Here is a 19,731-nt window from a genome sequence, read left to right on the forward strand (position 1 = left end):
TCATACGTAACGCAATGTAACATCGAGACCTATTTCTCTTTTTAAAAGTGCGATCCACCACGAAAGAGATCATACCTCTCAAAACACCAGATGTTAACGTTTACACTTGCGAGTTTCCAATATGCAATAGATTTAACTTTCATTTGACTGCTCACAAAGTGTAGATGAGGCTTGTTACATACGCCTGCAATTTATTCGCGTATTTTTACGCCATATCGGGTCTCGATTTACCAAACAGCACCACGACTTTTAATTAATGAACTCTTACATTGTCATTTTTATTATTGGCATATGCCAATAATAAGGTGTATTTTAAATACAAGAACCAGATAAACTTTAGGAGCCATGATGATTTATGCCATCCCTTGTGATCAAAACTCGCCTTTTAATCACTTTGCCAAAGCGCCTCAATTGATGATTGTGGACGATACCACCGCCACTAGCCAACGTATTGACGTTACTAAAACCGAGGGCAGTTGTGGCCACAAAAAACAGCTACTTGCACTGCTAAGAGAGAATAGAGTGGACGCTGTTATCGTCCGCAATATCGGACAAAATATGTTAGAAGCAATTTTAGAAAAGAAGATTGAGGTATATTACGCACCAAGAGGCAGCCAATTAACATCACTTCATCCAAACCATCTTCTGCCCGTCACCGACGTCTCTTTTGGCAAGCCTTCAGCCAATAAATCGAAGAAACGTTGTGCTAGTCAATGTGGATCGAAGAAAGTGGATAAACATAACAAACTGGCACCCAGAATGCTGTCACCAACTACCATAGAAGCGTTGAAGAAAGTGCTGAAAGTAAAAGCGATTGTCGAGGGAAAATAATGACTTATGTTATAACCTTTGCGTTTTTTATTGGCATTATTGTCTTGATGGCGATCGGTGTTTTGTTTCGCCGCCGCTCGCTGCAAGGCAGTTGTGGTGGGTTAGCAAATATCGATATTGAAAGAGAATGTAACTGCGTAGACGTTTGTGATGAGCATCAGAAGGTGTTGTATCAAATTCAAGAACCTGATCACGAGCGTTAGCGCTCAACCAACATCAACGCATGACCTTCCACCAAGCAAGTCGCGACTTTCGCTCTTGCTTGGTTAACGATATTACCAAAGGTTTGTCGCGATATGCCCATCTGCGTAGCCGCTTGTAATTGGCTAAGCCCCTCTTTATCAGCCAAACGCAACGCTTCAAGTTCTTCTGGCAGTAAATCTACTGTGTTCAATTCAGATAATTTGACACCGTTGGGTTTGAAGCATGCATACGCCACTTGACCACAAACACGACGAATTTTTTTGGGTCTTGCCATTTTCTTCTCCTAATCATTTAAAAACAGTTTGGTGAACTTATGAACATTCAGCCTCCCCTACAACATTGCCACTGCGCGGTGTGTTGTGCCCCGTTCTTTTCTGAAACGCACACACTGCAATTTAACCAAACAGAAACGGGGAGAGTATGCGCACAGATTGTAGCAACAGAAAAGATGCAAGGCTATCAAGGGGTCATGCAGGGTGGACTTATCAGCACCTTACATGATGCGGCCATGACACATTGTCTGTTTGCACAGTGCATTTATGCGATGACAGCAGAGCTAAACGTACGTTATCTGCACCCTATTCCACTGAATGTACCGTTGCAAGTCGAAGCGCATCTTATCAAACAAAAACGTCACATTTACTATCTGTGCAGCACCATTTTTTATGATGGGCTTCCCTATTCTACGGCCAGTGCAAAGTTTATGTGCAAAGCCGAGTAGCTTGAGTGCTACAGTCATTAGGGTGCTGGCTTAGCGTAAACTTCGGTTGAGTCACGCTTTCATCCTCCTTATACTCACTCATCATTTCTTTATTATCTTTCGTTATGAAAATTATCGCAGTAACTGCTTGTCCAACAGGCATCGCGCACACCTATATGGCCGCAGACGCACTCAAAAAAGAAGCGAATAAGCGTAATGTCTCAATTAAAGTCGAAACCCAAGGCGCAATGGGTGTCGAGAACCCACTGACAGTGGCAGATATTGTCAACGCGGATCTGATCCTCATCGCTTCAGATATCGACATTGAACAGCGTGAACGTTTTGTTGGTTGCAAAACGGTTCAGGTGTCCATTGAAGAAGTGTTGACGAACGTGCAATCTGTTTTAGATCGTTATTTGTAACCGCCGATGATCACAACGCGCATCACCTTTGTTTTAAAAGCAGGCGGTCTGGTCAGCTGGCAATTAAATGAATTGAAAGATCTCAACCGCCATTTTCGCTCGGTGGTGGTGCTGTTTAACATCACGCGTGACAACAAGGCAATGCTCAACCATATACTGCAAGTGTTAAGCCTTGGTTCAAACCCGGGAGATGTATGCCAAATTGCCATTGAAGGGCTCGACGCCGAGTTGGCCTGCATGGTGATGACAGAGTATTTGCGCGAGCACACACTGCTTATTTCAACATCGCACAAACAAAATGCCAAAGCGGAATTGGCGTTTGCCACCCACTCTGCTTTTCAACTGCCCTTTTCGCTACAGTGGCATTACGCCACATTAGGCTCAGTGGTTAGCAAATCAGAGGCACTCGACACGATTGCTAAGCAGATCATTCCCACGCATTGTCATGATATTTTGTATGCGCTGGAAAAAAGAGAAGCAATCTCTCCGACCATTATTGGCCGTGGAATAGCGCTACCCCATATCATTCACGCACGAGTTGCCCAGCCAACACTGGCGGTTCACTGGTTAACAAACCCGCTATCATGGTCAGAAAAATCCGGCGATGTGTCGCTGATCATCACCTTATTACTGCCGACATCAGCGCCGCGAACCGTAATTAAACCGGTCACGCAGTTAACTCGTTGGTTGCTGGAAGAGGAACATCGTCAATGGCTACTTACGGCAAAAAGAGAAGAAACCCTTAAAGCCATTTTGCTGCACGTGATGGCTAAGCCGTGCGACCCAATACAAAATGAATAGCTTTATTGCGACAGAGTTCGATATTCAGATGGAGTCATACCCGCTTTGCTTTTAAATACGCGGAAAAAATAATTCACATCTTGAAATCCACAGCGCGTGGCCACTTCGGCTAAACGAAAGGTGTATTTCTTCAACATAAATTTTGCCCGTTCAATTCTTACCCAAGTGATGTAATCAGCAAGAGTCATGTGTCCTTGTTGGCGAAACATGCGCGATAAATGGTTGGCAGAGATATTAAACCGCTGTGCGATGCTGTCACGGCAAATATTGCGATGAAAATTTTCTTGGATATAGATGCAGATGCCTTGATATAAATCTTCACTGCGCTTTTTAGGAGAAGCGGTCGGTTGATCAAGCATTGTGGCGCTGTAACTCAACAGAGCCAACAACAAATGTTCGTCCATTGGGCTTTTCTGAGGCTCACGTGCTAATGCATTTAGCCCTTCGAGCATGTGATCAATCGCGTGCCCAGTACGCGTTGGGATACTGTGTTTCTGAACATCATAAAAACCACTCTCGCCTTTGTGTTTACTGACCAAACTAAACCCCATTTGACGACGGCCAAATAGCAAACTCAAGACCGAACAGCTCTCTTGCCAATCGGGTTTATTCCAGCAGTTCGGGGGTATATAAAGCGCATCACCAGATAAGATGTTGACCTTACTAATACCGTGTTCAATCTCTTCGATTTCGTTGCTATACACGCCGCTTAAAACCAATTCTAGACGAGGGAAATTGACTTGGTAACTGAACGCTGGCGGCGTTATTTTGTCCCCAGCAAACCATATTCGATTAAAACTTTCTCGCTCCGAGAGCAGCACTTCAATCACATTTTTAAATACTGGGATCACAAAACTCACCCTATACCCATCAATAAAACGAGGCAACTATAATCCAATACTTCATGGATCACCAATTATTACGCATTCGATAACTCCGCTCGAAAAAGCAAAATAATCAATTTATCCAATTGAATTAAAATAAAAAATCAATCACAAATTAAAATTATCACCTTAAAACCAAAATAAGAGCCTGATCACGTTTGTAGCCACAGGTTACAATAATCCAGTAAATGCCAGTTTCGTACACTACCACTGTTCACCCGAGGCGCTCACAATATCTCCAACAAAAAGCGCGGTGCGCAATAACAATATCCCCAAACAGTTTGAAGTTGCAGCCAACATGGCTCAGTTCTAAGTGCGAAGGGGATAAAAACCATATAGGGGACGAAACATGATCACTCAACTCATTAATGAGAACTTGATCCGGCTTGATTTGAAAGCAACATCAAAAGATGGCGTTTTCTCAGAGCTGGTCGATGTACTGTTAGAACAAGGACGCATCAGCGATAAATCGCAGTTTTTAGCCGATATCTATGCTCGTGAAGAGCTTGGTAACACTGGATTTGAAGATGGTGTCGCACTGCCTCATGCCAAAAGTTCCGCCGTTATCTCGCCTGCAGTTGTGATAGGCATCAGCAAAAGCGGTATCGAATATGGCGCGGAAGATGGCTTGCCTTCTAAATTATTTTTCATGATAGCCTCTCCTGATGGTGGTTCAAATCATCATATTGAAGTGCTGGCAGAGCTCTCTTCCAAGCTGATTGAAGAAGGGTTCATTGAACGTTTCTTAGACGCAAAAACAGAGCAAGCAGCGCTAGATTTGTTGCTACAAAAAACCGAAAAAGCAACCGATGTTGAAGCCAATAAAGGCTTTTTGATTGGCGTAACGGGCTGCCCAGCCGGTGTTGCACACACTTATCTTGCCGCTGAAGCGCTGGAAAAAGGGGCCGCCGCGATGGGTTATCAAATTAAAGTCGAAACCAACGGTTCGATTGGGGTGAAAAATAGCCCAACGGATGAAGAGATCGCTAAAGCTGATGCGATCATCGTGGCTTGTGACAAGCAAGTTGACATGGTGCGCTTTGCGGGTAAAAAACTGATTGAAACTGGTGTTAAAGCGCCGATTCGTGATGCAAAAGGGTTGATTGAAAAAGCCCTCAGCGCACCAAAATATCAAGCCGATGCCAGTACCAAGACTTTAGATGGAAAAGGCAAAGCGGCGCAAGCTCGCTCCGATTTATACCGCTATTTGATGAATGGTGTATCGCATATGATCCCATTCGTTGTTACTGGCGGTTTGTTGATTGCTTTAGCACTCGCTATTGGCGGCGAGCCAACCGAAGCTGGTATGGCCATTCCTGACGGCAGTATGTGGAACCAAGTGCTGAACGTCGGTGTGGTTGCTTTTACGTTGATGATCCCCATTCTTGCAGGTTACATCGCGTATGCGATCGCCGATCGCCCCGCTCTGACTCCTGGCTTAATTGGTGGTTGGATCGCTAACAACGGGTCATTCTACGGCGCAGATGCCGGTACAGGTTTTATCGGTGCCATTATTGCAGGCCTTTTAGTCGGTTATTTCATCAAATGGTTAACAAGCATCCATTTTCACAAGTTTATTCAACCACTTGTGCCAATCATGATTGCACCCATCGCAGGCTCACTCTTTATCTCTGGGCTCTTTATTTTTGTCATCGGCGCGCCGATTGCAAGCTTGATGAATGGCTTAACCGCACTACTTACGAGCATGAGCTCAGGTAACGTGATACTGCTCGGTATTGTGCTCGGCGGCATGGCTGGCTTTGATATGGGTGGCCCATTTAACAAAGTGGCATTCCTCTTCTCTGTTGGTATGATTGCCAGCGGTCAAACTCAATTTATGGGTGCAATGGCGTGTGCCATTCCAGTCGCGCCACTCGGTATGGCTTTAGCAACCGTACTGGGCCGTAAACTGAACTTGTTTGAAGCCTCTGAAATTGAAGCAGGGAAAGCTTCCGGTGCAATGGGCTTGGTTGGTATCTCTGAAGGGGCGATTCCATTTGCCGCGCAAGATCCGATGTCAGTCATTCCAGCAAACATCTTGGGGTCGATGGTTGCAGCGGTTATGGCGTTCACTTTTGGCATTACAAACAGTGTTGCCCACGGCGGTCCTGTAGTAGCATTGCTCGGTGCCATGAATAAGCCTTTGCTAGCTTTGCTTTGCATGGCAACCGGTGCTGTAGTGACAGGTGTTGTTTGTATCACTCTGAAAAAAATGCGCCAAGCGAAATTACAACAAGCAACGGCTTAATGATCAAGCACTCTCCCCCGAGAGTGCTTAATGTTCATCAACGCTGAGCTTCTGACTTTATGTTGTACTCCCGCTTTAACTCGGGAGTTTTTTATTTCTCTTACTCTGTTTACTGCTACTTTGTTTTTATTTTGATTTTTTGTGAGATGTACTATGACCAATAACAAACAACCTTTCTTTTTGATGGACAATGTCATCCAAAACTATGCGTGGGGAAGCACGACTTCGATTCAGCACTTGTTTGATATTGCTAACCCAACCAAGGCTCCACAAGCAGAAATTTGGATGGGAGCACACCCAAATGGATGCTCACAAATTCATGTGAATGGAGAACCTGTTTCGTTGCTTGAGATAATCAACCAAGATAAAACAGCGTTTCTTTCTGCTGCTACTGCAACAACCTTTGGTGAGTTACCTTATCTTTTCAAAGTACTTGCCGCAGCGAATGCTCTTTCGATTCAAGTTCACCCAAGTAAGCAAGAAGCGGAAATTGGCTTTGAGAAAGAAAACCAAGCGGGGATCCCACTCAATGCCGGACATCGCAACTATAAAGATCCTAACCACAAGCCGGAATTGGTTTACGCCCTTACCCCTTATCAAGCGATGAATGGGTTTCGCCCAATCACAGAGATTGTTGAACAATTTCAAACGCTGAATATCAATGCGATTTCAACCCTAGTCGATGCTTTTGCACACAACCCAACATCACAAGGTTTAAAAACCTTTTTTAGTGCATTGCTATCATTAACTGGCGAGCAAAAAGAACATGCGGTGAATGCATTATTAGCGTATGCCCATCATCATTCAGATGATGATCTTTTTGGGCTCATTTTAGAGCTGGCACAACAGTACCCCGGTGATATCGGTCTATTTTCTCCATTAATGCTCAATGTACTCACTTTAGCTCCGGGTGAGGCCATGTTTTTAGACGCCAGAACGCCACACGCCTACTTGAAAGGTACCGGGCTTGAAATCATGGCCAATTCAGACAACGTGTTGCGCGCTGGCCTAACACCCAAACACATGGATATTGAAGAGCTCGCATCATGCACGCTATTTGAAGAAAAACCCGCTTCAAGCCTGTTATTGAAACCAATCGAAGAAAATGGAGCATTATTGTTCCCTGTCCCAGTCCGCGATTTTAAGTTTGCGATTTACCTCAATGCTGCGCAAGTTAACGTGAAAATCAACAGTGCCGAAATTATCTTTGCCGTTGATGCTGATGCAACCTTAACCCATGACAATGGTGAGTCTCTAACCGTGAAAAAAGGTCACTCAATCTTCATCCCCGCATACGCTGAACATTATCAACTGTCATCACTTGGACGTGTCGCACGCGCGTATAATTAACAGCCGACGTGATAAACAAAAAAAGCCAGCATCTGTTCTGCTGGCTTTTTATTTGGGATTATTACGAAAATTTGCGCTAATCAATTTGTGGGCAGTTAGATATTCTGCGACTGCTTCCAAACCGCCAGTTCAACCCACATTTGTTCGAGTTGTTGCAACTCTTCTTCTGTGAGCAGTGCTAAGGTCGTTTGAGATTCAGATGTCGGACCGTCTTTGAGAGAGCGAATCTGCGCATAAAAATCCTTCTTTAATTGCGATATCACAGGGTCCACAACCGATTCCTATAAAAATACTAAAATTCTCAAAAATAATACCATTTTTCATAGACATGTCTTATGTCGTGTTAAGTTATGGAATAGTTATCACATTTCTAATATCTAAGCCTAAAGTATCAAAATTACAATTTAAAATTGTTCACTAGGCTATCGAGTTGCTTAGAAACTTTTTTCAAATGTTCGCTACTGACAGTGAGCTCCTCAGCCACTGTTGTTGTTTCCATGGTGAGATGATTAATATCTTCAACGGTGCGGTTGATTTCACTGACCACACTTGATTGCTCTTCCGTTGCCGTCGCCACTTGAATGTTCTGATCACTAATATTCTCTATATAAACGCGGATCTGTTTTAGCGAGCTATTGGCATTTTCAGCTTGTTCAACCACCAACAAACTCTGCTCTCGGCCTTGGGACATTGCCCCAACCGCCCGTTTCGATTCTTCCTGTAAGTTATTAATGACTCTTTGAATTTCTTCGGTTGATGCAGCAGAACGGCTTGCTAAATTTCGCACCTCATCGGCAACGACCGCAAAGCCTCGACCTTGCTCTCCCGCTCGCGCCGCCTCAATCGCTGCGTTCAATGCAAGTAAGTTCGTTTGCTCGGAAATGCTACGAATAGTCTCAAGTATCGAGCTGATGTTAACCACTTGACCAGCCAAAGAGCCTACGACTTGTGCAGCTTGCTCTAATTCAGTGATCAAATCTGCAATTTGCACTTGTGCTTTCTCTACTACAGTGGTGCCATTTTCCGCCTGATGAGTGGCCTGTTTCGCAACGTCGGCAGCTTGAGCTGCGTTGTTTGCAATTTCGCCTACCGTTGCGCCTAATTCATGAATGGCAGTGGCCACTTGAACTGTTCTATCACGTTGCGAAGTGCAGTTGTTTTTGGTTAATAGTGCCCGAGCTGAAACTTGGTTAGCCGTATTCGCTAATTCATAAGAACTCGAAGCCACTTGCTTGATCGCTACATGTACTTTCTCAATGAAGTCGTTAAAACTGTCACTAATTTTCGATAACTCATCTTGACCACCTAAATCAATGCGAGCATCTAGCGCCATGTTTTCAGCTGCCAAAGCAATCGATTTTTGTAGGCTGGCCACTCTCGTTTTTAGGCCGATAACAATAAAGAATGAAGTGACAAACGAAATTAACACGCCAATACCAATAATGATAAACATGTGATTTTGCCCTTGGGCATAACTCTTTTGGCTATTGACGTTCTGCTGTTTGGCCTGCTCTAGTAGCGAATCGAGGATCACATTGGCTTTTTTACGCAGTTCACCATAGGTAACCGCATATTGATCTCGGTATATGTTGCGCGCCGTATCTAGATCGCCCTTTTCAAATGCCGCCAACATAGGATTAAGTTGAGTACTGACCATTTTTTCAAAGTCAGTCAACAGCTGCTGAACTTGTCTACGCTGTTCTGGATCCACTTGTGACTGAACTGCGTGCTCGACAGACTGCCTCATTTCAGGGATATCTTCGTCACGTGTCTCTTTCACGCGTGTGAGGACACCCTTTTTATCTCTTAACGACGTCTCTTGAAGTAACATCATATCGATACCAACCCGCATACGGGGAATTCGAGAGGCAACTTCAGCCATTGAACGCATTGGCGCGGCCGTATTGAGATAGAGCTGTTCTGCCTGTCGTTGAATCGTCGACATGCTATTGAAGCTCGCCATTCCAACAATAATCAACGCAACGCAAGGTAATAACACCGCAAAAATTAACCGCGATTGTAAGGTAAACCGATTAGCAAACATCTTTTATATCCTTTTTAGTTGTAGCGCCATTATGTTATGGGGACAGATCTTAACCAATGAATGGTTTCTTATTTATTAAAAAGTTATCTTTTCTAGAACGTTTAAAATTAAATTAATGACTTTTATGACGTTAACTCAATAGCTAAGTATAGGCAATTTTAGGTTGAATGAGAGATGTGGAGTCAGCCGTATTTGTGGCACAGATGATCTTTTCAAAAAGACCACCACGATTTCAACGCTGAATGGAAATCCTTCACTTGTTGGATGGGCTGCTCGCTAGAAGTAAAAAGCCGAAGCAATCAATGCTCCGGCTTTTATTCTTTATCACCTTAGAATAAAGGTGGATATGTGAAACGATTACTCGTCTTCAGAATCGCTGCTCGGTTCAGAGTCAGTCTCTTCGGCGTCACTTTGTACTTCTAAAATTGCAACGCTCGCTTCACCTTCTGGCAATTCCTCACCTTCTGGTAACTCAACATCTTCAATTTCTTCAATACGTTGTAAACCTACGACGTTTTCATCTTCAGCGGTGCGAATCAAGGTCACACCTTGAGTATTGCGTCCCACTTGGCTCACTTCCGCGACGCGAGTACGAACGAGCGTACCGGCATCGGTGATCATCATGAACTCATCGCCTTCTTCAGTTTGCACTGCGCCGACAACTTGACCATTACGCTCAGACACCTTGATTGAAACAACGCCTTGAGTTGCACGACCTTTAGTTGGATATTCCCCTAAGGTTGTACGTTTACCATAGCCGTTTTGTGTCACTGTTAAGATGTCGCCGTCATTTGAAGGAACAATCAGCGATACCACTTGGTCGCCTTCTGCTAGCTTCATACCACGAACACCGGACGCTGTGCGTCCCATGGCGCGAACACCTTTGAACTTAATTTCTGGCTGGCCATGTTCATCAAGAACAGGCTGACCATTTTCATCCAATACTGGCGTTTCTTCTGATTCTTTAAAGCGAACCACTTTACCAAATTTAGAAAACAGCATAATTTCACTGTTGCCATCGGTAATGTCCACACCAATCAAAGAGTCATCTTCACGCAAGTTAACCGCGATCAAACCGTTAGAACGCACGTTGGCAAAGCTTGAAAGTGATGTTTTCTTCACTGTACCATCACCGGTCGCCATAAAGATAAACTTATCATCACTAAACTCAGTGACTGGCAAAATCGCAGTAATACGTTCCCCTTCTTCCAGAGGAAGAATGTTAACGATAGGTTTACCACGCGCTGTACGGCTCGCTAGCGGTAATTGATAGACTTTCAAACGGTATGTCTTACCACGAGTCGAGAAGCAAAGAATATGGTCATGAGTATTCGCCACAAGAAGACGCTCAATGTAGTCTTCTTCTTTCATCTTCGTCGCGCTCTTACCTTTACCACCACGGCGTTGTGCTTCGTAATCGCTGAGGATCTGGTATTTCACATAACCTGCATGAGAAAGTGTAACTACCACATCTTCACGAGCAATCAGCTCTTCCATGTCGATATCGTGAGTTGCCGCGGTAATTTCAGTGCGTCGTGCGTCACCAAAAGCATCACGAACAGTTTCAAGCTCTTCGCGGATCACTTCCATCAAACGTTCAGTGCTGGCAAGGATATGCATCAGTTCAGCGATTTCTTCCAGAAGAGCTTTGTACTCATCAAGAATTTTTTCGTGCTCTAAACCTGTCAATCTGTGCAGACGAAGTTCAAGAATTGCTTGGGCTTGTTGCTCAGTTAAGAAATATTTGCCATCACGGATACCGTATTCTGGTTCAAGCCATTCAGGACGAGCGGCATCGGTTCCGGCACGTTCAAGCATTGACGCTACGTTGCCAAGATCCCAACCACGAGCAATCAAGCCTTCTTTTGCTTCTGCTGGCGTTGCTGCGCGGCGAATCAATTCAATGATTTCATCAATGTTGGCTAACGCAAGAGCAAGTGCTTCTAGAATGTGGGCACGATCACGAGCTTTACGCAGTTCAAAAATAGTACGACGCGTCACCACTTCACGGCGGTGATCAACAAAGCATTTCAACATTTCTTTCAAGTTGAATAGCTTAGGTTGACCATTATCCAGCGCAACCATGTTGATGCCGAATGTCGTTTGTAACTGTGTTTGAGCGTAAAGGTTGTTCAGTACTACTTCACCAACCGCATCACGTTTACATTCGATAACAATACGCATGCCGTCTTTATCAGACTCATCACGCAGTGCACTGATGCCTTCGACTTTTTTCTCTTTAACCAACTCAGCAATTTTTTCAATCAAGCGTGCTTTGTTCACTTGATAAGGGATTTCTCTGACGATAATGGTTTCTTTACCATTCTTCTCGACTTCGATATCCGCTTTAGAGCGCATGTAGACTTTACCGCGCCCTGTTTTATAAGCGTCGATAATTCCTTTGCGGCCACTGATTAATGCTGCTGTTGGGAAATCTGGGCCCGGAATGTAGTCCATCAACTCATCAATGGTGATGTCTTCATTATTTATATAGGCCAAGCAACCCTCAACCACTTCCGTTAGGTTATGGGGTGGAATGTTGGTTGCCATACCTACTGCAATACCGGATGAGCCATTCACCAGTAGGTTAGGAATTTTCGTAGGAAGAACCGCAGGGATCTGTTCTGTACCGTCATAGTTCGGTACATAATCGACCGTTTCTTTGTCGAGGTCGGCAAGCAGTTCGTGGGCAATTTTTGACATGCGCACTTCGGTGTAACGCATTGCTGCCGCAGAGTCACCATCGATCGAGCCAAAGTTACCTTGGCCATCGACCAACATGTAACGCAATGAGAACGGCTGCGCCATACGAACAATCGTATCGTATACAGCACTATCACCATGCGGGTGATATTTACCAATCACATCGCCCACAACACGGGCAGATTTTTTATATGGTTTATTCCAATCGTTACCAAGCACATTCATCGCGAATAGAACGCGACGGTGTACTGGTTTTAGGCCATCACGCACATCTGGAAGAGCACGACCCACGATAACGGACATCGCGTAGTCTAGGTATGAACCTCTTAGCTCATCTTCAATGTTTACGGGCGTGATCTCTCTAGCTAGATCGCTCATAGAGCCATTATCCCTCTATCTTTTGATCGTATATTCGATACGTACAAGGCCGAAAAATATAACACATAATTCACTACTTCGGCATCCCTTTCCCTTTCCTTTTATCAGGTTGTGACCTTTGTTGTGTATCAAGTGCCGAGAAATTGCACATTCATTCCATACCCGGCTGATTAATGGCTAAATTTTAGCCAAAAATTAATGAAATAAAGATAACCTGTAGCCTGTGATAATCAACTGGTTATAATACCCCACACAACTAAAGATGCCTATTTTGACAGCAAGAGCGAATCTAACATGACTAAAGCACAAAACGTTGATCTTAATGAAATTAAAAAGTTTGAAGAGATGGCGTCACGCTGGTGGGATCTGGATGGTGAATTTAAGCCACTGCATCAAATTAACCCGTTAAGATTGAACTATGTGTTGGTCAATGCCAACGGCCTATTTGGCAAGAAGGTGCTCGATGTTGGATGTGGTGGCGGAATTTTAGCCGAAAGCATGGCGCGAGAAGGTGCACAAGTGACTGGCTTAGACATGGGCAAAGAACCGCTTGAAGTCGCTCGTTTACATGCTTTAGAAACCGGAACAAAGCTCACTTATATTCAAAGTACGATTGAAGAGCACGCCGCTGACAACCCACACACATATGATGTTGTCACCTGCATGGAAATGCTTGAGCATGTTCCAGACCCATTGTCCGTTGTTCAAGCCTGCTCTGCGTTGGTCAAACCCGGCGGTCATGTTTTCTTTTCTACGCTCAATCGTAATTTTAAGTCTTACCTGTTTGCCATCGTGGGCGCAGAAAAGTTGCTACGCATTGTTCCAGAAGGCACACATGATCATGAAAAATTCATCCGCCCATCGGAACTGATTAAGATGATTGATAAAACAAACCTGCAAGAGCAAGGAATAACAGGCCTACTTTATAACCCGTTAACCGATACTTACCGTTTAGGGCGCAATGTTGATGTCAATTACATCGTTCATACTCAGCTTTTTTAAAGTCAGTGGTCATCTAATATGCCATTATCGATAGCGTATTGCTCACGTTAAAAATTAAGCCGAATAGCACATTTTTTCTCGGTTTCTAGGCTGTTTTTTGTGCTCTAGATTCCATTTTAACCACATCGAAAATCGCTCCCTTTTTTCCTCAAAGATCAAGAAGTTTTTTTTTGATTGTGGTTACATCTAAACCAAACTCAAAACGGTAATTTTCTACAATCAAATCGGCTCTTTGATCATCAGTAAGTGGGTACTAACTGTTTTTTTTATTTTTGCTAGTTATCCACAAGCTGTCCCAGATCTGTAACTTGAAATGAGCTTCAGATAGCACTATCTTGTAACTCGCAAAGCAAAGAACCCCTATATGTTGTGTTTGCACTACAATATATAGATAAATTCAGATCACAAAGCCGCGATGAAATTTACAACAATTCTACAAAAATACGGCCTTAATCAGTTTTGTTAGGGAAATGAAGCAGAATGAACCAAAAACTTACTGTCACCAAGCGTGATGGACGCAAAGAAACAATTGATCTTGAGAAAATCCACCGTGTAATCGCGTGGGCTGCGGAAGACCTGCACAATGTCTCTGTATCACAAGTAGAACTGAAAGCTCACATTCAGTTTTACGATGGTATTACGACCTCTGACATCCATGAGACTATCATCAAATCCGCTGCCGATTTGATTTCAGAAGAGACGCCAGATTACCAATATCTAGCTGCTCGTCTTTCGGTGTTCCATTTGCGTAAAAAAGCCTACGGACAATACGAGCCACCCACTTTGTACAACCATGTCTCTCGTTTGGTTGAAATGGGCAAATACGATAAGCACCTTATCGAAGATTATACTCGCGCAGAATTTGAAGAACTCGACACTTATATCGATCACGCACGTGACCTTAATTTTTCTTACGCCGCGGTAAAACAGCTTGAAGGTAAGTACTTCGTGCAAAACCGTGTGACGAAACAAATTTATGAGAGTGCCCAGTTCCTCTACATTTTGGTCGCCGCTTGCTTATTCGCGAAATATCCAAAAGAAAACCGTCTCGATTACATTAAGCGTTTTTACGACGCAACATCAATGTTCAAAATCTCGCTGCCAACGCCAATCATGTCGGGCGTGCGCACGCCTACCCGTCAATTTAGCTCATGTGTGTTGATTGAATGTGGTGACAGCTTAGATTCAATCAATGCCACAGCAAGCTCTATCGTACGTTATGTATCACAGCGTGCGGGTATTGGTATTAACGCGGGCCGCATTCGTGCATTAGGCTCGGAAATTCGCGGTGGTGAAGCATTCCACACGGGTTGTATTCCTTTTTATAAATATTTCCAAACCGCAGTGAAGTGCTGTTCTCAAGGTGGTGTACGTGGTGGCGCAGCCACTGTCTTCTACCCTTTGTGGCACGGTGAAGTGCAGTCGCTACTGGTATTGAAAAATAACCGCGGCGTTGAAGAGAACCGTGTTCGTCATATGGACTATGGTGTTCAGCTCAATAAGTTGATGTATTCTCGCTTAGTCCAAGGCGGTAATATTACCCTATTCTCCCCTTCTGATGTGCCTGGATTGTATGACGCATTCTTCGAAAACCAAGACGAATTCGAACGTTTGTATGTTCAATATGAGAATGACACTTCGATTAAAAAAGAGACGGTAAAAGCGGTAGAACTGTTCTCCCTATTGATGCAAGAACGTGCCTCTACTGGCCGTATCTACATCCAGAACGTTGACCACTGCAATACGCACAGCCCGTTTGATGCGTCTGTAGCGCCTGTTCGCCAATCCAATCTCTGTTTGGAGATCGCACTGCCGACGAAACCGCTGTCTAATGTTGAAGATAATGAAGGTGAGATTGCGCTATGTACGCTTTCGGCATTCAACTTAGGTTCAATTCAATCTCTGGATGATTTCGAAGAGTTGTCTGATCTTGTGGTTCGTGCGCTAGATGCACTGTTGGATTATCAAGATTACCCACTGCCTGCCGCTTATAAGTCAACCATGAATCGCCGTACATTGGGTGTGGGCGTGATTAACTACGCTTACTATCTGGCGAAAAATGGCGTGAAATATTCGGACGGTAGTGCAAATGGTTTGACACACCGCACTTTTGAAGCGATGCAATATTACCTGTTGAAGGCTTCAGTCGCGTTAGCCAAAGAACAAGGCCGATGCCCTCTATTCCATGAAACAAATTATGCCAAAGGCTTGCTGCCTATAGACACCTATAAAAAAGATGTCGACCAAATTTGCGCAGAACCTTTGCATTATGATTGGGATGCGCTGCGCGCAGAGATCATGGAATTTGGCTTACGTAACTCAACGTTAACAGCGTTAATGCCTTCAGAAACCTCTTCGCAAATTTCCAATGCCACCAACGGTATTGAGCCTCCTCGCGGTTATGTTTCAGTAAAAGCCTCAAAAGATGGCATCTTGAAACAAGTCGTGCCGGATTTCATTAATTTGAAAGAGAACTATGAGTTATTGTGGAATATTGGTTCTAACAACGGTTATCTGCACCTAGTCGGCATCATGCAGAAATTTGTTGACCAAGCGATTTCCGCTAATACCAACTACGACCCCAGCGCTTATGAAAGTGGCAAAGTGCCAATGAAACAGTTGCTACAAGATCTGCTGACGGCATATAAATTTGGTGTGAAAACCTTGTACTATCACAACACTCGTGATGGCGCGAAGGATGATCAAAAAGACGCAGTACAGGCACAAGATGATGATTGTGCGGGCGGCGGTTGTAAGATCTAACTCTATTTCACTCAACGTATTCAATAATGCTCCCCACGCAGGGGAGCTTAAAAGGGATTGAGGCATTTATGGCTTACAGTACTTTTTCTCAAAAAAAGAATGATCAACTCAAAGAACCGATGTTTCTTGGCCAATCGGTTAACGTGGCTCGTTACGACCAGCAAAAGTTTGAAATTTTTGAAAAACTGATAGAAAAACAGCTCTCGTTCTTCTGGCGTCCAGAAGAAGTCGACGTATCGAGTGATCGCATTGATTACAACAAGCTTCCAGATCATGAAAAGCACATTTTCATCTCGAACTTGAAATATCAAACGCTACTGGATTCAATCCAAGGTCGCAGCCCTAACGTGGCACTGCTACCGCTGGTTTCGCTTCCTGAAGTGGAAACATGGATTGAAACCTGGTCATTTTCAGAAACAATCCACTCACGCTCATACACTCATATTATTCGTAATATTGTGAATGATCCGGGTATTGTGTTTGATGACATCGTCGAAAATGAACACATATTGAAACGCGCAAAAGACATTGCACACTATTACGATGATCTGATCCAACTGTCTAATGACTACCACCGTTTTGGTGAAGGAACACATCAGATTAATGGTGAGAGCGTCAAAATTAGCTTGGGTGACCTGAAACGCAAACTTTATCTATGCTTGATGTCAGTCAATGCGTTGGAAGCGATTCGTTTCTATGTCAGCTTCGCCTGCTCATTTGCCTTTGCAGAGCGCGAATTGATGGAAGGCAACGCCAAAATCATCAAGTTGATTGCACGTGATGAAGCTTTGCACCTGACTGGTACACAGCATATGATCAACTTGCTGCGTAATGGACAAGACGATTTCGCTTTCTTACAAATCGCTGAAGAGTGCAAGCAAGAGTGTTTTGATTTGTTCAAAGCGGCTGCTGAACAAGAAAAAGAGTGGGCTGAATATCTGTTTAAAGATGGTTCGATGATTGGTTTAAACAAAGACATTCTGTGCCAATACGTTGAATACATCACCAACGTTCGTATGCAAGCGGTTGGTTTAGATATCGCCTACCCCGGCGCAACATCAAATCCAATTCCTTGGATTAATGCGTGGTTGTCTTCAGACAACGTACAAGTTGCACCTCAAGAAGCAGAAATCAGCTCCTACCTTGTAGGCCAAATTGACAATGAAGTTCGTGCCAATGACTTCGAGGACTTTGAGCTGTAATGGCGACCATTAAAATCAACAAAGTTACAACCATAGAATCAAACTCTTCCAATACTTTATTGGAAAGTATGGAGAGTGCGGGGCTAGAGCCAGAGTACAACTGTCGCGATGGTCACTGTGGTGCCTGTCGCTGCACGCTCGTTAAAGGCGAAGTGGAATACGTTGGTTTTGCGATGGCTTACACAGAGCGCAACGAAATATTGCCCTGTATTTGTAAAGCCAAAAGCCATGTGGAACTTGCTGGTGTTAATTATCGACCCAAAGCAAGGCGAGCCTAATCTCGATCTGCCAATAGTGCACTGTTAACGCATCACACATTGGCGCGTTAAAAAGGTAAAGCCAGAGCTATGCTCTGGCTTTATACATTCCTAGAAGAATGCCATCAGCCGTACCCATTGATACGGATTTGTTAGCGATTTCTCTGCCATCCCCATCAAACAATGAAAGTCTATATCCTTGATAGCTAGGCGTATCTAAGTCTGATGGAGCGTTGAGCCATAAAGAAACAACATCACTCATTTCATTACTCAATGCCTCACCTAAGATCACTTTTTGACTTGCAACTTTATACCAAACTAAAATTTTCGATTGGTTAAACATGTCAGCCTCCTGCTGAATTTCATCGAGCGGACTGACAGTGTACAGAGAAAAGATGTGTAAAAAAGACCCAATTTTGAAACAATTTTATCTGATGCGTGAAATCATGAGCTTAGTCTTTAGACGAAATAATCATAAGCTAAGCACCTCACCGAACCTACGGAATAAGCCAAAAAATCATGCAGTTACCACCCGATACAATTTAAATGCAAAGCACTTAATTATCAACAGCTTAGACTTAAAAATACGCTAACACATTGAGTTGATTAGCCAATGACGCTCGCAGGTAAAAACATCTCTTTGACGGAGATCAATGCCCCATACTGAGCAAAAATAGGCTTATTCGATAAATAGCGGCGTAACATATCAGCCGCGATGGTCCCCATTAACTCCCTCTGCTCATCGGCGCTGTAACGACGCTTGAATTTGAGGATCTGTCCCCACTCTCCCTGCGGAGCCGATAAAGCTAGGCTAAATTGATCATCATTTAATACACCAGTCACGAGCGATAACGAAGTAGAACACTTTTCCTTCGTTGCGCCAGCAAGCGCTAATGACGCCGCGAGTGGATCTTGATCGCCTAAGCCCGATTCAACGTTGCGGCTCAAAATCCAGCAGTGACCGCTCAACGCTTCCACTTGCTCGTTACTTAACAACCAACTGGCGAGCCAACCTTTGGTCGCTTGTTCTGCAATAGAGATCGATAATCCTTTGTCTTGCATTAAATGACCGATATGCGTGAGCATAGGTTCATCGACACTCACAACATATTGTTCCAAATGCTGGTAGATGATCTGTAGTAGTTTTACTCGGCGTTCTAAATCACTTTTCGGACCAAACAATTTCACCTCAATAAAAGGCAGATAAGAACGATACCCCAGCATATACCCTTCCGGTAAGACTAATTTATCCAACTTATCTGAAATGGCCGATTCCGATGAACCCAGAGTGAATAAACGGCTGCACTCTAATCCCGTTTGTTGTGGGTATGTCGCTAGCAAGTCAGGTAAAATCTGTTCAGAGACCATCAACTTAAACTCTTTGGGTACTCCGGGGGTGAAATAACAAACACAATCATTAATCTGAACTTTAAAGCCGCAAGCCGTCCCTATTGGGTTATCAATGATGTCAGAGAACTCCGGTAACATCGCTTGTTTGAGGTTACTTTCTGGCATCACAACACCACGCTGCGCAAAAAATTCGTCCAGTTTTTGCTTCCACAGCACAGACAACACCAACTTTTGGTCCGCCGCTTGAGCCGCCGCCGCCGCACTTAAATCATCAGACGTTGGGCCGAGCCCGCCATTCACGATCAATACATCATTATTGAAACTAAGCATCAGTAACTCTTCAACCAAGGCTTGCTGGCTATCGCCTACCGTTGATCGTTTTACTAACGAAAAACCCTGCTGGAAGAACTCACTGGATAACCAAGCAGCATTGGTATCGACAATATCGCCATGGAGCACTTCCTCACCCGTGCTTAACATTGCTATTTTCAACATATCATGGTGTCCTTTTGTGTACGCTTACAGGTGTGCTATCAATCAATACGGCAGAGAATAAAGTGCAATATATAACGCTTTGAATGCTATTTTTCTC

At 43.9% G+C, this 19,731-nt stretch carries 18 protein-coding genes; 11 read left to right on the forward strand and 7 right to left on the reverse strand.

What is annotated here, in order from left to right; all coding sequences use genetic code 11:
• The first annotated feature begins 345 nt into the window (after positions 1 to 345).
• Entirely contained in the window at positions 346 to 831 is a 486-nt protein-coding gene (locus AACR75_RS05845) for a NifB/NifX family molybdenum-iron cluster-binding protein (protein WP_231564189.1), read from the forward strand.
• Positions 831 to 1,034 carry a (Na+)-NQR maturation NqrM gene (gene nqrM, locus AACR75_RS05850; protein WP_013856966.1) on the forward strand — a complete coding sequence of 68 codons (204 nt, stop codon included), beginning with the start codon at positions 831 to 833 and terminating at the stop codon, positions 1,032 to 1,034. The genes AACR75_RS05845 and nqrM overlap by 1 nt, the downstream gene beginning before the upstream one ends.
• On the opposite strand, the gene AACR75_RS05855 is transcribed toward nqrM, so the two are convergent.
• Complete coding sequence (locus tag AACR75_RS05855; RefSeq protein WP_047689176.1) at positions 1,031 to 1,309, reverse strand: DUF134 domain-containing protein; 279 nt, start codon at positions 1,307 to 1,309, stop codon at positions 1,031 to 1,033. The genes nqrM and AACR75_RS05855 overlap by 4 nt on opposite strands.
• 39 nt (positions 1,310 to 1,348) lie before the next feature.
• Between AACR75_RS05855 and AACR75_RS05860 the strand changes: the two genes are divergently transcribed.
• From AACR75_RS05860 to AACR75_RS05870, 3 genes are all read left to right on the forward strand, one after another.
• Positions 1,349 to 1,756, forward strand: coding sequence for a PaaI family thioesterase (locus AACR75_RS05860; RefSeq protein WP_017042460.1), 408 nt, complete (start codon positions 1,349 to 1,351; stop codon positions 1,754 to 1,756).
• A gap of 104 nt (positions 1,757 to 1,860) precedes the next feature.
• Complete coding sequence (locus tag AACR75_RS05865) at positions 1,861 to 2,157, forward strand: PTS fructose transporter subunit IIB (protein WP_047689178.1); 297 nt, start codon at positions 1,861 to 1,863, stop codon at positions 2,155 to 2,157.
• Positions 2,158 to 2,163: 6 nt separating this feature from the next.
• Positions 2,164 to 2,958: a PTS sugar transporter subunit IIA gene (locus AACR75_RS05870; protein ID WP_047689181.1), complete on the forward strand. Its 795-nt coding sequence runs from the start codon at positions 2,164 to 2,166 to the stop codon at positions 2,956 to 2,958.
• A 2-nt stretch (positions 2,959 to 2,960) separates the two neighbouring features.
• Here AACR75_RS05870 and AACR75_RS05875 read toward each other — a convergent pair whose 3' ends face one another.
• The gene (locus AACR75_RS05875) at positions 2,961 to 3,818 is read right to left on the reverse strand and encodes a helix-turn-helix transcriptional regulator (RefSeq protein ID WP_029189991.1); all 858 of its coding nucleotides are present in this window, start codon (positions 3,816 to 3,818) and stop codon (positions 2,961 to 2,963) included.
• Between the two features lie 373 nt (positions 3,819 to 4,191).
• Here AACR75_RS05875 and AACR75_RS05880 point away from each other — a divergent pair, with 373 nt between their 5' ends.
• The gene (locus AACR75_RS05880; RefSeq protein ID WP_047689183.1) at positions 4,192 to 6,090 is read left to right on the forward strand and encodes a PTS fructose transporter subunit IIABC; all 1,899 of its coding nucleotides are present in this window, start codon (positions 4,192 to 4,194) and stop codon (positions 6,088 to 6,090) included.
• Between the two features lie 141 nt (positions 6,091 to 6,231).
• Positions 6,232 to 7,440, forward strand: coding sequence for a mannose-6-phosphate isomerase, class I (gene manA / locus AACR75_RS05885; RefSeq protein ID WP_081989741.1), 1,209 nt, complete (start codon positions 6,232 to 6,234; stop codon positions 7,438 to 7,440).
• 95 nt (positions 7,441 to 7,535) lie between these two features.
• On the opposite strand, the gene AACR75_RS05890 is transcribed toward manA, so the two are convergent.
• From AACR75_RS05890 to gyrA, 3 genes are all read right to left on the reverse strand, one after another.
• Complete coding sequence (locus tag AACR75_RS05890; RefSeq protein WP_017042466.1) at positions 7,536 to 7,712, reverse strand: hypothetical protein; 177 nt, start codon at positions 7,710 to 7,712, stop codon at positions 7,536 to 7,538.
• Between the two features lie 125 nt (positions 7,713 to 7,837).
• Positions 7,838 to 9,484 (reverse strand): methyl-accepting chemotaxis protein, encoded by a 1,647-nt coding sequence (locus AACR75_RS05895; protein ID WP_017046166.1) that lies wholly within the window; start codon positions 9,482 to 9,484, stop codon positions 7,838 to 7,840.
• Between the two features lie 357 nt (positions 9,485 to 9,841).
• Positions 9,842 to 12,565 (reverse strand): DNA topoisomerase (ATP-hydrolyzing) subunit A, encoded by a 2,724-nt coding sequence (gene gyrA / locus AACR75_RS05900; RefSeq protein WP_017049834.1) that lies wholly within the window; start codon positions 12,563 to 12,565, stop codon positions 9,842 to 9,844.
• A gap of 294 nt (positions 12,566 to 12,859) precedes the next feature.
• Here gyrA and ubiG point away from each other — a divergent pair, with 294 nt between their 5' ends.
• The 4 genes from ubiG to yfaE all read left to right on the forward strand — a co-directional run bounded on the left by ubiG (position 12,860) and on the right by yfaE (position 17,810).
• The gene (ubiG, locus tag AACR75_RS05905; protein WP_047689188.1) at positions 12,860 to 13,567 is read left to right on the forward strand and encodes a bifunctional 2-polyprenyl-6-hydroxyphenol methylase/3-demethylubiquinol 3-O-methyltransferase UbiG; all 708 of its coding nucleotides are present in this window, start codon (positions 12,860 to 12,862) and stop codon (positions 13,565 to 13,567) included.
• 480 nt (positions 13,568 to 14,047) lie between these two features.
• Positions 14,048 to 16,330: a class 1a ribonucleoside-diphosphate reductase subunit alpha gene (gene nrdA / locus AACR75_RS05910; RefSeq protein WP_017046168.1), complete on the forward strand. Its 2,283-nt coding sequence runs from the start codon at positions 14,048 to 14,050 to the stop codon at positions 16,328 to 16,330.
• Between the two features lie 68 nt (positions 16,331 to 16,398).
• Positions 16,399 to 17,532 (forward strand): class Ia ribonucleoside-diphosphate reductase subunit beta, encoded by a 1,134-nt coding sequence (gene nrdB / locus AACR75_RS05915; protein ID WP_010318364.1) that lies wholly within the window; start codon positions 16,399 to 16,401, stop codon positions 17,530 to 17,532.
• Positions 17,532 to 17,810 carry a class I ribonucleotide reductase maintenance protein YfaE gene (yfaE, locus tag AACR75_RS05920; protein WP_013857000.1) on the forward strand — a complete coding sequence of 93 codons (279 nt, stop codon included), beginning with the start codon at positions 17,532 to 17,534 and terminating at the stop codon, positions 17,808 to 17,810. The genes nrdB and yfaE overlap by 1 nt, the downstream gene beginning before the upstream one ends.
• Positions 17,811 to 17,877: 67 nt before the next feature.
• Here yfaE and AACR75_RS05925 read toward each other — a convergent pair whose 3' ends face one another.
• Complete coding sequence (locus AACR75_RS05925) at positions 17,878 to 18,132, reverse strand: hypothetical protein (protein WP_013857001.1); 255 nt, start codon at positions 18,130 to 18,132, stop codon at positions 17,878 to 17,880.
• Positions 18,133 to 18,395: 263 nt separating this feature from the next.
• Positions 18,396 to 19,634 carry a CinA family nicotinamide mononucleotide deamidase-related protein gene (locus AACR75_RS05930; protein WP_047689190.1) on the reverse strand — a complete coding sequence of 413 codons (1,239 nt, stop codon included), beginning with the start codon at positions 19,632 to 19,634 and terminating at the stop codon, positions 18,396 to 18,398.
• Positions 19,635 to 19,731 lie beyond the last annotated feature (97 nt).

Source organism: Vibrio sp. ZOR0018 (genome assembly GCF_963865925.1).
Classification (GTDB): Bacteria; Pseudomonadota; Gammaproteobacteria; order Enterobacterales; family Vibrionaceae; genus Vibrio; species Vibrio anguillarum.